General features: G+C 70.7%; 8 protein-coding genes. 3 read left to right on the top strand and 5 right to left on the bottom strand.

Annotated features, from left to right (window positions below):
• Genes ACZ6Q9_RS24485 through ACZ6Q9_RS24465 form a run of 5 tightly spaced genes read right to left on the bottom strand, consistent with a single transcriptional unit; the run spans position 1 to position 9311 of the window.
• Positions 1 to 2415 (bottom strand): AAA family ATPase, encoded by a 2415-nt coding sequence (locus tag ACZ6Q9_RS24485; RefSeq protein WP_396829664.1) that lies wholly within the window; start codon positions 2413 to 2415, stop codon positions 1 to 3.
• A complete protein-coding gene (locus tag ACZ6Q9_RS24480; RefSeq protein ID WP_396829663.1) occupies positions 2351 to 3952 on the bottom strand; it encodes a hypothetical protein in 1602 nt (533 codons plus the stop codon). Before ACZ6Q9_RS24480 ends, ACZ6Q9_RS24485 begins: the two co-directional genes overlap by 65 nt.
• Positions 3936 to 7247, bottom strand: coding sequence for a DEAD/DEAH box helicase (locus ACZ6Q9_RS24475; protein ID WP_396829662.1), 3312 nt, complete (start codon positions 7245 to 7247; stop codon positions 3936 to 3938). The genes ACZ6Q9_RS24480 and ACZ6Q9_RS24475 overlap by 17 nt, the downstream gene beginning before the upstream one ends.
• A complete protein-coding gene (locus tag ACZ6Q9_RS24470; protein ID WP_396829716.1) occupies positions 7237 to 8613 on the bottom strand; it encodes a protein kinase domain-containing protein in 1377 nt (458 codons plus the stop codon). Before ACZ6Q9_RS24470 ends, ACZ6Q9_RS24475 begins: the two co-directional genes overlap by 11 nt.
• Positions 8614 to 8615: 2 nt before the next feature.
• Positions 8616 to 9311, bottom strand: a complete 696-nt coding sequence (locus ACZ6Q9_RS24465) for a vWA domain-containing protein (RefSeq protein WP_396829661.1) — start codon at positions 9309 to 9311, stop codon at positions 8616 to 8618.
• Between the two features lie 345 nt (positions 9312 to 9656).
• Between ACZ6Q9_RS24465 and ACZ6Q9_RS24460 the strand changes: the two genes are divergently transcribed.
• The 3 genes from ACZ6Q9_RS24460 to ACZ6Q9_RS24450 all read left to right on the top strand — a co-directional run bounded on the left by ACZ6Q9_RS24460 (position 9657) and on the right by ACZ6Q9_RS24450 (position 14683).
• Complete coding sequence (locus tag ACZ6Q9_RS24460; protein ID WP_396829660.1) at positions 9657 to 12461, top strand: McrB family protein; 2805 nt, start codon at positions 9657 to 9659, stop codon at positions 12459 to 12461.
• Positions 12445 to 13653, top strand: coding sequence for an McrC family protein (locus ACZ6Q9_RS24455; RefSeq protein WP_396829659.1), 1209 nt, complete (start codon positions 12445 to 12447; stop codon positions 13651 to 13653). The genes ACZ6Q9_RS24460 and ACZ6Q9_RS24455 overlap by 17 nt, the downstream gene beginning before the upstream one ends.
• 205 nt (positions 13654 to 13858) lie before the next feature.
• Positions 13859 to 14683: an SAM-dependent methyltransferase gene (locus ACZ6Q9_RS24450; protein WP_396829658.1), complete on the top strand. Its 825-nt coding sequence runs from the start codon at positions 13859 to 13861 to the stop codon at positions 14681 to 14683.
• Positions 14684 to 14909: the final 226 nt, after the last annotated feature.

The raw sequence follows: 14909 nt of genomic DNA, 5'->3' as shown, positions 1-14909 counted from the left end.
TCAGCTCTCCCGGCGGTGCACTTCGTCGTCGAGCAACCGGACGCAGCGAACCGGTTCACCCGCCATCTTGTGCAGGTCCCACGCCGTCCGGATTGCCTCCCGCAGCTTGCCGAGGCCCGTCACGGTGACGTCGTACCGGCCTCGGACGGTACGGAGCACCTTCGTCGCCAGGAAGTGGTCGGCCGCCAGGGACCGCCCGTCCTGGTCGGCGTCGCCGTACTCGGGCTGCTCGCCGGTCGGGTCGCCCTGTCGGGCCGCCACGACCACCGGCGTGAACGTGCGCAGCTGCTTCTCCACGCGGGGGCCGAGGACGGCCCGGCCGTGCTCGTGAAGGTCGCCGGCGAGGTCCGCGACGAACGCCAGGACGGCCTTCTCCTCTTCCCGATGGGTCCGCCTCGCCTGCTTGAAGGCCCGCCGCAGGGCGTCCGTCCCGTACGGCGGCAGGGCGGGCACCGGCCTGCGGTCCAGGCTCAGCCAGGGGCGCTGCGCCGGCAACTCCATCAGGTGCGCCCGGTTGTACGTCTTGTCGGCGAACTCCAACGTGGACTCGTCCTGGTTGGCGGTGCCGATGAACCACACGTTGGGCGGCAGGGCGATGCTCGTGCCGTCGACCAGTTGGCGCGGCGCCCGCCCGTCCCCGCGGGTCACCAGTTGGATCGGCACCCCGTCGTCGTTCTCCAGCTTCGACAGGAGCACGGAGAAGTACTGCTCGGGCCGGGACAGGTTCATCTCGTCCAGCACGATGAAGAACGGCCGGTTCCGGTGCCGTGGTGTCTGGGCCCGATAGAGCGCCTGCAGGAACTCCGTCTCCTCGAACCGTCGCTCGAAGGTGTTGTGGTGGCCGAAGAGGTCGGTGCGGTCACGCCAGCCGGCCTGCACCTCGATCACCGCGCAGTCGGTGCCGAGCGCGCCGGCCAGCGCCCTCGGCAGGGACGTCTTGCCGATGCCGCTCATCCCCTCCAGCAGGTGCAGGCGGCTCATCGCCAGTCCGCCGAGCAGCACGCAGATGTCGTTCAGGCGGTACGCGCGGTCGTGTTCGGCGAACATCGTCGTCTGCAGCGAGCGGGCGAGCACTGCCAGGTCCGGTAGGTCGCCGGACACCTCGCCGGGCTCGTCGAGCGCGGGGTCGTCGTCCATCGCCACGCATCGGGGGAAGAGCGGCGTACCCGGGTCGGGGCGGTCCTGGTACAGGGTGTCGATTGCCGACCGCAACTCCGCGATCCGCCCCTCGTACCCGCGGGTGAGGACCTCGAAGTGCCGTTCGGCGTCCGCGAGCTGCTTCACCTGAAGGTTGTTGATCCGGTCGGCGAGGGCCGCGCCCCGGAGTTCCTGGAGTTCGTAGCTGAGCTGCTCGCGTGCGCTGTTCAACTCGCGATTCTGCTGCTCCAGCCAGCGGAGCCGATCCAGGTCCTCGTCGCCGATCCGGGCGGCGAGCTTGTCCCGCAGCTCGGCATTCCGGACGCGGAGCCGCTCCAGCTCGTCCAGCACGTGCGCGGGATCCGAAGAGCCGATTTTGAGTAGCGCCTGCTCCCGTTCGGCCAGCTGACGATGCAGGTCGGCGACCGCCTCCTGGGCCGCCGCGTACTGGATCCGGAGGATCTGGACCTCCCGGTCGAGCGCGGTCACCTCTGCGGCGGCCCGCGCGGTCACCTCCCTCTCCAGGTCGCGCTCCCGCCGCTCGAGCTGGATCTCCTGTCCCCGCAGGGCGCCCTGGTCGTGCTCGAGCTGCTGCGCCCGGGTCGCGAGCCGCTGGTGTTCCCGGGCGAGTTCGGCGTGGACGCGTTCCGCATCGGCGAGCTGTTCCCGCCGGGTCCGCTCGATCTCGGCGAGAGCCTCGGTCCGCTCCGTCACCCACCGCTCACGCTCGGCGGCCACCTCCGCCGACACGCCCCGACGCAGCTCCGCCAGTTCCGCGTCGAGCGCCGCGCGGGCCCGCTTCGCCTCCGCCACGAAGCCCGCCTCGGCCGCCTTCTCCCGGTCCCGCAGCTGCGCATCCCGTTCGTCGAGCCGCGCCTCCGCCCGGGCCAGCCGGCCACGAATCTCCTCCGCCTCGGCCTGGGCCTGTGCCGCCAGGTCCAGGTCCGTCCGGATGCGCTGCCGGTCCGCCTCGGCCGCCTCCTCCCGTGTCCGCGCCGCTTCCTCCCGTGTCCGTGCCGCCTCCTCCCGCGCCGCGGCGGCCAGGGCACAGCGCCGGTACTCGTCGATCTGCGCAGTGAGTTTGTCGTAGGTGGTCAGCACCGCCTCCGGGGACCGCTGCGCGGGCGTCAGGGCCTCGGTGGCCAGCGCGTCGACGAGCTCGGCGTCGTCCTCCGCGCGGCGCGCGGCGAGCGCCAGATCGGCCTGGACCTCGTCAGCGCGGGGCCGGGACCGGGCCCCGAGGTTGCGGTGCTGCGGCGACCGGGGCTTCTTCCCCATGGGTGTGGTTGTCCTTTCGCGGAGGCCGGGACAGATCGGGCAGGGCGACGCCCAGGTACGCGGCCGAGGTGTGCTGGGCGAGCCCCCAGGCCGCCTCGCCGGTGTCGAGGTTGAGCGGCACCACCTCGGCGTGCGCGCCGCCCCTGTTCCGGTCGGCCGACAGGCGGGTCAGCTCTGTGAGCAGGTTCGGGCGGGCCTCGGCCAGTCGTCGGACGGGATGGTCCGGCCCACCGTGAGCGCCCGAGACCAGCACCGCGGCGAGCAACGCGGGCGTGTTGGCCCGCTCTGGCCTACGGACCGCGTTGCGGAGGTCGTCCGGCTTGATCCTGCTCACCCGGAGGTGCTCACCGAAGGGCATTCCGAGCCGCCGGCAGCAGCGTCCGAGCTGACCGGAGAACTGGGACAGGGACCGGTCCAGCTCGGGTGCGTTCGCCGGTGGCGGATGCCGGGCCACGATGTCGCGCAGGACGACCTCGTGCAGGCGCCAGGCATTGCGGACGGCATCCCCCAGCTCGGTGCAGCCGTCCCCGGCCAGCCGGGCCCGGCCGATGTCCCGCTCCAGCAGGGTCAGCAGTTCGAAGAGATCGCGGTGCTCCCGGACCAGACCGGTGAAGCGGTCCTCCAGGAGTTCGCCGATCCGCCGGCGCAGGGCGATGTCGAGCCGGTCGTACTCCAGCACCACCGCTTCGCTGCGCCGGCCGACGAACCGTTCGACCTGCTCGCGCAGCGCCGGGACCTGTTGCAACCTGGTCGCCACCAGGCGTCGCAGGTAGGTGCTGGACCGGCCGGTGAACGGGCTGAACGCGTCCCAGCTCACGGTCTCCGTACTTGCCGCGTCGTGCTGGTGCGACACGAGTGGAACCGGGATCCACACCGGCACTCCCGAGGTCATCAACGCCACGCGGGAGACCACCCGCTCCGGTGCGGCACGGTCCCACCGCCGGGCCCGACCCCGCGCCTGCTTGGCCCGCTCACCACGCGAGACAGCCTCGACGACCTCCTCGTGGCTGGGCGGGTCGGTGTCCGTCCAGCCCTCCGGCGGCACCGGGAAGGCGGTCACCCGCAACGGCGCGCCGGCGGTCCGTAGCTGCAGGGAGACCTGATGTCGGGCCCGCCAGTCGGCCTGCGCCAGCCGGGGTTGCAGGGTCGACGCCGGCCAGAGCGATCCGGTGGTGGCGTCCTGGTAGACGTACGTGGTGATGGTCCGGGTCGGGTCGGGGAAGCCGTCCCGCAACGCCTGCAGGCCAGTGCCGGTCACCGCGCCGTACCGGTCCAGGTAGGACAGCGCACGCAGGTCCGACCGGACCATCTCCACCAGGTCACCCTGCAGACCGAGCAGCGCCGCCATCTCGCCCACCTCCCGGTAGCCGGACCGGGCCAGCCCGAGCACCGCCGACTGGAAGACGTTCAGCCGCTCCTCGTGCACGAGTGGCGCGACCACCCGGTACCGCAGGGCCGGCCACAGCAGCCAGAGCTGGTCGCCCCGGTACCGGACGTGGTCCGGCAGGACCACCGGGCTGTCAACGCCGAATCCCACCACCGTCCACCCCCTCGCAGAGTTCCCGGAACGCCACCAGCCCCTCGGCCACCGACCGGCCGGGACGTCCTGGCACCTCCGGCGTCGACGAACGTTCCGCCATCGCGGAGTCACCCACCGCGATGAGCAGCCGGCGCTGCCGGCTCATTGCCACGCACATGCGGCTGTCGCTGAGTAGGTGCCCGTACCGCCGGACGGCCTCGGCGGGGTCGGGGGCGGACCTCGGTGGGGGGCTGCTCCGGGTCACCGACAGCAGAACAACGTCGAACTCCATGCCCTGGAAGGCGTCGACGGTGCCCACCCGGAGCCGCTGACGGGGGACGGGCTCGGCGGTGTAGGCCATCGCCGGTACCGGTGCGAACCCTCCCTCGTCGTCCAGGACGGCCAGGCCCGCGTCGACCAGTTCGGTCTCCAGCAGGACCTGCTGCTCACGGTAGAACGTGATCACGCCGAAGGTGAGCTGCCGGGCCTGGTCCCGCCGGGCCAGCTCCCGCAGCTCCCGCACCAGCCGGATCGCCTCCACCCGCCGGGTCCGGCTGAACCCGGTCCGTTCCTCGGCACCCGCCCCCAGCGGGACGTCGATCCAGCCCGCGACCTTCCCGGCCCAGGGGCTCAGGTCGTGGGTCAGCTCATGGGTGGAGGGGTGGGACCGGACCACGTCCGGGCCGCCGTAGAACACCGAGCTGACGAACCGCCCCAGGGCGGGGTGCATGCGGAACTGGGTGTCGAGCCGGATCGTCCGCACCGCGGGTCGCTCGCTCGCGAAGAGGTCGAACCACCGTTCGAAGAGGCTCTGGGACAGCTCGGACCCGTCGAGTGAACGATTGCGGCGCAGCTCCCGCTCCACCTTCTGCTCCAGCATGTGCGGGAGCTGCTTGTGGTCGCCGACCAGGATGATCCGCCGGCGGGCGAAGGCCATCGGGATCATCAGGTCGAGCGGGTTGGCGCGGGCCGCCTCGTCGACGACGACGGTGTCGAAGACCGGCAACGGCGCGTCGAGCACCCGGGACATCTCGCGGGAGTCGGCGTGCTGCACGGTCGAGGCGAGCACCGCGTTGTACCGGGCCAGGGTCCGCTCCACCAGGTCGAGGTCCTCCCGCAGGTCGTCCTGGTACGCGCGAAGCACCTCGGCGGTGCTGTCGGTGGACGCGGCGTGGACCTGGTGCACCGCGTCCGCGACCTCGATCAGCAGGTCCTCGACAGCCGGATCGTGCTGTGGGGCGTGGAGCAGTCCGGTGGCCGCTGCCAGCCGGTCGAGCAGCGCCAACCGCAGGTCCGCCAGGTTGGGGAGGAGGGCCTCCTGGTTCGCGTCCCCGGTGGCGGCCCGCGCCAGCAGGACCCGGGCCGGTTCGTCCAGCACGTCGGTCAGCAGCCGGAGCGCGCTGCGCGCGCGCTCCGGGCCGTCGTCGGCGAAGGAGACCGGGGTGACCCGGATCGACCGGACGACCCGAGCCACCGCGGCCCGTTCCTCGTCCGTCAGTGTCCGGCCGAGCGTGCCGGTCACCTGCAGCTCCGCCAGCGTCCGGTCCAGCCGGCTCCGCAGGCGGGCCGGCAGCTCCGCCCCGGCCAGCCGCTTCGTCTCCGTCAGCAGGTTGGTCAGATCGGGCCCGGCGACGGGCTGCCGGCTGTAGGCGGCCGCGAGCTGACGCAGCCGCACGACCCGGTCCCAGCCGGCCACCTCGGGGCGGTGCCGGTCGAGATGGCGGTCGACCGCGGCCACCGTCTCGTCCCGCCACTGGCGGGTGTTCTGCCGGTCCCGTTCCGGCTTGTTGCTCACCCGGGTCGGCGGCAGGCCGAGCCGCCGGGCCCGGCGCGCCACGTTGTCCACCGCGTCGTGTTGAACGCTGGACAGCAGCGTCCGGTTCACCGCCACCGCCCGGTCACCCAGTTCGTCGAGGCAGCGCAGGAGGTCGGTGATGAAGCGCGTCTTGCCGGTGCCGGGTGGTCCCTGCACGAGCAGGACGTCCGGGGTGCGCAGCGCCATCCGGAGAGCGGCCCGCTGCACCTCCGTCGGTCTCTCGCCGGCAGCCGCGCCGATGACCCGGTTCACCGCCCGGTCGTGTGCCGGGTCGACGCGCGGCTGCGCGCCGGGCCGCGGGCGTCCCTCGATGAGCAGTCGCAGGCCGGGCAGTTCGGCCTGGTCGTTCTCGATCCGCTCGCGTGCGGTGTCCCGCCGCCGTAACCGGGACCGGTCTCCGGACAGCGAGCGGAAGAGGTAGCCCGTCACGGGGGGCGGCTCGTCCCCGGTGACGGTGAGGTCCACGGTCCAGTTTCCCGCCGCCACGCCACGGACCTCGCCGTGCACCCCCACGGTGGCCCGGCCGCGCCCCTCCGCCAGCTCCGGGGGAAGGTCGCCCGCCGCTTCCAGTTCCAGCCGCCCCGGGTACGCGGCCACCGCGCCGAGGAACCGTGCGGCCCGGTCGCCGGGCTGGAGCTCGAACCGCCAGTCGCCTCGGGCGGTCACCTTGCACGACTGGAACTTCGCCCACCGCAGCCGAGTGGCCTCCTCGACCAGGGCCTCCCGCTCGATGTTGTTGTACGCCTGCCACAGGTCGAGGTAGGTGCGTCCGTCGGACTCGAGGCCGAGCAGGGCGGCCCGGATCGCCTCCGACGCGTCCGCCTCCGCGCCACGGTCGACGAACCGTACGTCCACCTCGCTCAGCCGGTGCCAGCGGCCTCGCCCCCGAGCGTCCGCGCCGGTCATGCGGGTGATCCGGAGCACGTTCCCGACCAGCGCGACGTCGGCGACCCAGCGGGTGCCGTGCAGTGTGAACGCGCTCCCGGCGGGCTGGTCCCGGGGCCCGCCGCTGTGCACGATCCGGTCCCGCGCGCCCCCGGCCGTCGGGGGCAGGCAGAACTCCCGTCGCAGCCAGTCCCGCACCTCGTCGAAGCCTGCGGTGCGCGCCCGGGCGGCGACGCGGACCTGCCCGGCGACCCGGTCGTCGACACCGATCTCCAACCGCGGGCCGAGGTCGGCACCGGCGAAGCCGTGGCACTGGAGGTGCGCCTCGCGGTCGGTCGCGTGGGCGACCCAGGCCACGACGGTCTGTCCGGCCGCGGAGATCCAGTCCCGCGCGTCCGGATCCGTCACTTGGGTTCGGAGGGGGCCGTACTGGCGGCCCTGGTGCACCGCCAGGTCGTACGCGGCCGTCGCCGCGGGCAGCCGCACCTCGATCTCGCGGTCCTGGCGATCCTTCTCCGCGAGCGCCTTCAGCCACGGCGGTACCACCGCTCCCATCACCGGGTGGACGCGGATCAGTCGGGTGTCGCCCACCGTCAGTTCGTCAGCGCGCATCGGGCGCCCCGACCGACTGCAGGACCAGGATCCGGTGCGGCCGCAACTCGGTGTCGAAGTGGATCCACCACGGCGCCCGCAGGTGCTCGACCGTGGCGGAGCCGGGAATGAGCTGGAGTCCGTTGCCGCCCTGCGGCGGCACGCGGCGCACCATCGACCGTCCGCAGTTGCGCACCTGGACCTCGGCGCCGCCCTCCCACTCCATCCTGAGCAGCGCCACGGTCGGGTCCTCCGCGTGTCGGACCGCCGTGCGGTTCGTGACCAGGAGCGGCCGGTGCGCCTGCAGCACCAGCGTCAGGTCGTCCTGGGCGAGCAACGGTGGTGGCCCCTCACCCAGGCGGGGAAACTGTTCGAGCACGGTGACCGTCAGCGCGGGCGGGCGGGTGGCCCGGCACCACGGGCAGGTGGGGTGCGCGGCGAGGAAGCTCTGACCGCACGGGCAGACCAGGCAGCGGTCGGCGGCGGCGTGCAGGGCCGCCGACCACTCCCCGGCGCCGGGGCGCGCCCACGGGTCGGTCATCCCCTCCTCGAAGGTACGTCGGAACAGATCCCGCAGGCGCCGGGTGAGCACCCGGTCGGCCGGGTAGCCGAACCGGGTCCGGTTACGATCGTCCGTGGAGTGATCGATCCACGGCACCAGCCCACGCTGGGCGTCGTCCTCCAGCTCGACCTCGCCCTCGTTGACGTAGTCGCCGATCAGCGGGTGATTCATGGTCAGGACCTCGTACGCGAGCACGGCGAACGAGTAGACGTCGCTGAAGACGGTGTTGCCGCTCTGCCCGCGCAGGAGCTCCGGTGCGGTGTAGAAGGGCGTTCCGAGCCGACGGGCCGCCGTACTGCTCTCGGTCTGCAGGTTGTCGGCGTCGATCAGCCGGACTTCGTCGTATCCGAGGTCGGCGGAGACCAGCACGTTACCCGGAGAGACGTCGCTGTAGACGATTCCCCGGTCGTGCAGGGTGGCGAGGACACCGGCGCACCGGGCGAGCAGGACGAGCCGGCGACGTAGGCCACCACCGCCGAGATACCACGCGTCCTCGTCCTGCTGGGGCGGGTCGCACAGCTCCCGCAGCGGAACCATGTCCTCCAACAGTTCCATGACGTAGCCGACATGCGGCGGCGCCAGTTGCTCCAGCGGGCGGCAGAGGGGAATGCCGTCCAGTGGCAGCCACCGAAGGCGGGCGAAGAGCTCGGCCATCCGGTCCCGGCTGGAATCGTCGGGGGCGCACAGCTTCACAGCCAGGCCGCCGTACCGGGTGCGGAAGACCGCCCCTTCGCCGCCGCTTCCCAACTGGTTGTCGAGCAGGAGATCGAGGTGCAGGTTGTTGCTCGCGGCCCGGACACTGCTCGGCCACGCAGCGCCTTGCATGCTCAATCCAGATCCTCCAACCGGACGGCTCTCGGTGCGGTGCGCTGGTGCAGCTGTTCGGTCACCGTCGCGGTCACCCACCGGAACTGCGCCGGGATCTCGTGCACCTGGTCGCTCCGAAGCACGTCGGTGCCGGGAGTGCTGAACTGCGTCAGCACCTCGTCGGCCTCCGAGGTCCGATCGACGCCGATCCCGATGGCCAGCCGCAGTGCCCGGGCACCCCAACGGGTGCCGAGCAGCGCGGTCAGCGGACCCTGCCAGTCGTCTGTGGGCAGCCCGTCGGAGACCAGGACCAGGGTGGGTGGGAAGGCCCGCTTCGGCACGGCGGTCGGGTCATCGAGCAGCGCCCGGGCCAGGTTGAACGCACCACCCATCGGGGTCCTGCCCCGCGGTGTCAACTCGGCCCACTGTGCCTGTGAGGCGCGGACCAGCGGCTGGTGCACGACGGCCTCGTCCCCGCCGAAAGCGATCACCGCGACGTGGATCTCTCCCCGCGCGGAGTTCTCCATGGCGAACGCGTGCAGCATGCTCCGGATACTGCGATTGAGCACGTGGATCTTCTCGCCGTCCATGCTTCCGCTGATGTCGGCGAGGACGATCACTGGCATCGGCCGGGGCGGACGTCGCGACTGGTTCGCCAACACCTGCTGGTCGGCGTCGAGGGTTGAGCCATATGCCGTCAGGTTCTCCGGCGCCACTCCACCGGCTCCTCTCCAAACCGCTCTGTACGTGTGCTCGTCACGCGACCGAGCCAGTCAGGCTCTCAGGCACCTTCCGACAGGTCAATATCTCTTTCCGACCAGAATGGACTGTGTCGGTATCCCGACAGCCAACGGGCTATCTCGAGCGCCTTGGGCGTGCTGCCGCCACGCTGATCCAGGCAGCCAGGGAGCTGGCCCTTTGGCGGTCTTCACCTGTTGCTCGTTCCACATCGCCCTTCCATACTCGGTCGCTTTCCTTTGTTAGCTGGCGACACGATCGTGGGATGCTGTCGTGTGCCGTGGCTGCGGCATGGAGCCGATGACAGGGACGAGTGAACTCTGGTGATCCATCCCGACGACCTGCCCCGGTGGCGGCGCAAGCTCGATCAGATCGAGGCGGCCGTGGACCTCGACGAGGAAGTGAAGCAGCGCTGGGCGGAGGCGGACGAGCTGCGGCCCACCCGGGACGCCGAGGCCCGTGATCTGGTTGCGGAGCTCGTCGCCACCCGGGATTTCGCGGCGTTCCGGGCAGGTTCGGACAAGTGGTCGCGTCGGGAAGGCCCGTACATCGCCTTCTCCGGTTTCGGCCAGATGTGGCTCAACCAGGTCGCCAACAACCTGCCCGATGACCCCGAGGCGCTGGACGTGCTGGTGCGCGCGTTCACCACGCCGGCGACCGTGGATGAGGCGCGCTCCCGGCTCGCCGAGGTCGAGCGGGTGACCCGGGACCTGGCGAGCAAGGGGCAACCGGCCGTCGGGCGGATCCCGTACGTCTTGTCGGTGTTCTGGTCGACGGACGATGTGCAGCCGGGCTGGCCGGTGATGTGGAAGAGCGCGCCGGAGCGGATGTGGGCGCTGGGTTGGCTGCGGACATGGGAGAACGCCGACCGCTACCTGGCGGTGGTTGAAGCGGCACGCGCGTTCTGTCCCGACGATGTCCACCGGTTCGAGCGATTGATGTGGTTCCTGGCCGAGCGCCAGGGGTTCGTGGGAGTCAACCCCGCCGTGCGCGAGATGTGCGACGAGGCCGCCGGCATCATGGCCACCTACGAGGTGGGCGCGCGCTATCCGGACGAGGAACGTTCGAGTCGAGCAGCCGCTCTCGCCGCCCAACTCAAGGGCGAGCTGCACATCGCCGCCAAGGGGCTGCTGGCGGACTTGCGGGCCGCCACGGGACTCGAGCTGGAGACCTCGCAACCGCAGGACCGAATCGCCTCGGACAAGGCGGCTGCGTATCGCGCGGACGCCTACGCCACCTGGTCGCTGCCCGGGGCGGTGTCTGCGGCCGGCCTACGGCTGTGGGCCACGCGCTCGGGGCTTGCGCTCGGCCTGTATGACTGGCGGAACCCGGTCGCCGGCGCGGCGCTTGCCACAGGTCCGCTCCCCTCGGGTCACCGGTTCTTCGAGATCCGGCCCCACCTCACCGGAGACCGGCTCGTTCCGGTCGACGCCGATCCGGGTGGGAGCACGCTCGTGGGGAAGTGGTGGCCCTGGTCCGAGGTTCCCCGGGGCGTCGCCCTGAGGGACGCGATACTCGAGGAGGTGGGTCGGCTCAAGCCGCTGGTGAGGCTGGTCGCCGGTCAGGGAGAGGCCGGGCCGGCGACAACCTCCGAAGGGGAGGACCTGGCGGCGGCGCTCGCCAGGTTCAAGGCTGAGCGCCCCTACCCGAACGACAAGGACGAGTGGCATGCCGAACAGCGACAGCAGTTCGCTGAGGCCCTCTCACCCGAGAACCTGACCATCTTCGACCTGGACCAGTTCCGGCTGCTCGTGAACGGCAAGCGCTACGGCAACCCGGGTCCCCAGTCGGTGCTCAACGCCAGCCTTTCGGGCATGGACTCGGTCGCCCTCGACGCCTTCGCCAACAAACTTCGTGAGATCCTCTTCGGCGACGGGGAGGTCGCCACCCGCATCGACCGAGGCCTGGATTGGACAGACCTCGGCACGAAAGGGCTGGGCGAGAGCGTGCTGCTGAAGCTGTTCGCCGTCACCGACCCCCGGCGCTTCTTGCCGATCTTCCCGCTGACGGGCCCGATGGGGAAGATCGCCATGCTTCGCCGGTTCGGGCTTGCGGAGCCGAACGGCGCGCTGAGCCGCGGCCAGCAGCACGTCGAGGCGAACGACCGGCTGCGGGCAACCCTCGAGCAGTTGCTGCCCGGCGATCCCTGGGGGCAGGGCCAGTTCGCCTACTGGATGCTCAACCACGACGCCGTGGAGCCGGTCGAGGAGGAGGACCGCATCGCCCGGACCGCGCAGGATCTCCTCTTGCCCGAACCGTTCCTGCGCGAGCTCGCTGAACTGCTCCACGAGAAGGGACAACTCATTTTCTACGGCCCTCCGGGCACCGGCAAGACCTACCTGGCGGACCGGCTCGCCGGCGCCTTGCAACAGGACCCGGAAAGGCGGATGCTCGTCCAGTTTCATCCGTCCACCTCGTACGAGGACTTCTTCGAGGGCTACCGGCCCCGCACCGATGACCGGGGACAGTTGACCTACGAGCTTCGCTCCGGGCCGCTTGCGCTGATGGCGGAGAAGGCGGAGAACAACCCCGGCGTGCCGCACTACCTGATCATCGACGAGATCAATCGCGCCAACCTGCCGCGCGTCTTCGGCGAACTGCTGTTCCTGCTGGAGTACCGGAACAAGGCCGTACGCACCGCCTATCGACCCGACGAACCATTCGAGCTGCCGCGCAACCTCTTCTTCATCGGCACCATGAACACCGCTGACAGGTCGATCGCGATGGTGGATGCGGCCCTGCGCCGACGGTTCCATTTCATCCCGTTCATGCCGCACGAGGGAGCGATGCGGTCGGTGCTCGCCGCCTGGTTGAAGAAGAACGGGGAACCGGTGTGGGTCGCCGGACTGGTGGATCAGGTGAACGAGCGGCTCCGGGTCCTGCTGAAGGGGCCGCACCTGCAGGTCGGTCACAGCCACTTCATGAGACAGGGCCTCACCGACGAGCGGCTCGCACGCATCTGGGAGTACGATGTCTACCCCTTCATCGAGGACCAGTTGTACGGCCGGCCCGACCAACTGGAGCAGTTCGCCTGGGCGAAGGTGCACGCCGCGTACGGGCCGTCCTCCGCTTCGGGGAGCGCGGCCGTGGATGCCGCCTCGGACGATTCCGATGAGTCTTCCTTCTGAATCCCAGGTCGCCGGCGTGGTGAGGCTTCGCGAGTACGAGGCCTCGCCGCGGCCCGTGGCTCTCGACGTCGCGGAGGTGTCCCTGCTCCGCGGCCTCCCCGGCGGCCGCCTCGAACTCACCCCGTCGGACGAGCCCGGTTCGTACTTCCTCCAGGCCACCTCCTGGGTGGGCGCCGTGGTCTTGCCTCGGCTGGCCATCCAGATCCTGCCCAAGGTGCGGGACCTGCGGACCGTTCTGACCATGTTCACCTCCGGCGCGGGCCTGGTCGAGTGGGGAACCGACGCGGCGGCGTACGACCGGAGTGACTTCGTCGAAGGCGTCGCGGAACTGGTGCTACGGGCGATCAACGGGGCGACCCGCCGAGGGCTCGTCCACGGCTACCGTGCTGTCGACCAGCGACTCCCGGTGATCCGCGGACGCATGGACGTCCAGCAGTTGGCCGCACGGCCGTGGGACTCCTGGCCGGTGCCGTGCCGCTTCGACGACTTCACCGCGGACATCCCCGAGAACCGGATTCTGCTGGCGGCCGTCCGGCATGTCGTGCGGTGGCCAGTGGGCTCCGTCCTGCGTCGCATGGCTGGTGAGCTGCTCCAGCGCCTCGAAGGAGTGGGTGACTCGCCGGTCGCGCTGACCGAGTACGACCTGATCCGGCGCACACCGCTCAATGAGCACTACCAACCGGCTCTTGCCCTTGCGCGGCTGGTCCTCGAGGGCTTCGGCCTCACCCAGGGCGCGGGTGGACTGACGGCGCAGAGCTTCCTGGTCGACATGAACAGGCTATTCGAGAAGTGGATCGGGGACGAGCTACGCGCAAGGCTCTACCCCACGATCGAGGTCCTCGATCAGATGGACGTTTCCCTGAGCGTCTCCCCACCCGTCACCATGAACCCCGACCTGCTCTTCCTGCGGGGCGCGGAGGTCGTCTTCGTTGCGGACGTCAAGTACAAACTGACCGGGGGCGGTCTGGCACGTACCAGCGACTATTACCAACTGCTGGCCTACACCACGGCCCTGCGACTACCGCGCGGGATGCTCATCTACTGCCGTGCCGACCTCGCTCCGGACCGAGTCATCACAGTGGTCGGGGGAAACCAGCGCCTGCACACCCGTCCCGTGGATCTGAGTGGGTCGCCGGAAATGGTGGCCGAGGCGCTTGACGCGGTCGCGGAGTCGATCAGGAAGCTGGCCTGACGGCCCTTCACGGAACTCGAGATGGCCGTTGACGGCCTGCGTGCGGAGACGAGCCGCCGGTCACGTCTTGGGCCGCAGTGCTCGAAGGATGCCGGATGTTCGTCCAAGCGGGTCGGGCCCACATCTGAATAGGACCGGATCGCGGGGTGGGCGGGCGTCGTCTAGGCTACGCACGTCTATCCCGGCCTCTTCGAGGGAGTCGACCGTGACGCGTTCCGCCGGAAGTCGGACCGAGGAGATCCCGCCCACCGGTGTGGACGTCTCCGTACCGCATTCGGCCCGGGTCTACGACTGGTGGCTCGGTGGAAAGGACAATTTCGCTGTCGACCGGGCGGTGGGCGCCGCGTTGATCGAGGCGATCCCCACCCTGCGGATGATGGCCGCCGAGAACCGGCGGTTCGTCCACCGGGTGGCCCGCTACCTGGTGGCCGAGGCCGGAATCCGCCAGTTTCTCGACATCGGCACCGGCATCCCCACCCGGCCCAACCTGCATGAGGTCGCCCAGGCGCTGGCGCCCGAGACCCGGGTGGTGTACGTGGACAACGATCCCATCGTGCTGGCGCACGCCCGGGCGCTGATGATTAGCAGCGAGGAGGGGCGCAGTGAGTACATCCACGCCGACCTGCGCCGGCCGGAGACGATCCTCGCCGACCGCCTCACTGGCACGCTAGACCTGAGCCGGCCCGTGGCGCTTACGCTCATCGCGGTGCTCATGCTGTTGCGCGACGAGGACGAGCCGGGGGAGAGGCTGCGTACCATAATGCGGGCCTTGCCTTCTGGCAGCTACCTGGCCATCACCCATCCGACGCAGGACTTCAACCCCTCAGAGATGGGCGCGGCGGTGGCCGCCGCCAATCAGGGCCACATGACGCTGGTGCCGCGCACGCGCGCCGAGGTGGAGCGGTTCTTCGACGGGTGGGAGTTGATCGAGCCGGGCATCGTGCCCGTCATGGCGTGGCGGCCCGATGAGGCCAGCTCGGACGACCCGCATGCGGCCTACTATTGGGCCGGCGTCGCCCGCAAGCCCTGACCCTCTGCGTCGGTGGACCCGTTTCGACCACCGTCCCCCACTCACCCCGTGGTCGGCGGTCGGTCGACAGGACGATCGCCGCGGCAGGGCACAGGTCGACAACGGCACCACACTGGCACCGGAGGCGGGCGGTCGCCTTCGACTTCCGCTACCCGTACGGGGCAGCGGTCGCCGGTCGACTTCGCCGCCAGTGAGTAGCGCATCGCGTGGTAGGCGCAGGTGTCCA

It is taken from the genome of Micromonospora sp. NPDC049139 (genome assembly GCF_055586845.1).
This window is presented reverse-complemented; position numbering and strand designations above follow the sequence as displayed.

What these genes read in the sequence shown, in the direction of transcription:
- ACZ6Q9_RS24455 (WP_396829659.1), top strand. Translation starts at nt 12,445, where the DNA reads ATGAGTCTTCCTTCTGAATCCCAGGTCGCCGGCGTGGTGAGGCTTCGC.
- ACZ6Q9_RS24470 (WP_396829716.1), bottom strand. Translation starts at nt 8,613, where the DNA reads ATGCAAGGCGCTGCGTGGCCGAGCAGTGTCCGGGCCGCGAGCAACAAC.
- ACZ6Q9_RS24485 (WP_396829664.1), bottom strand. Translation starts at nt 2,415, where the DNA reads ATGGGGAAGAAGCCCCGGTCGCCGCAGCACCGCAACCTCGGGGCCCGG.
- ACZ6Q9_RS24475 (WP_396829662.1), bottom strand. Translation starts at nt 7,247, where the DNA reads ATGCGCGCTGACGAACTGACGGTGGGCGACACCCGACTGATCCGCGTC.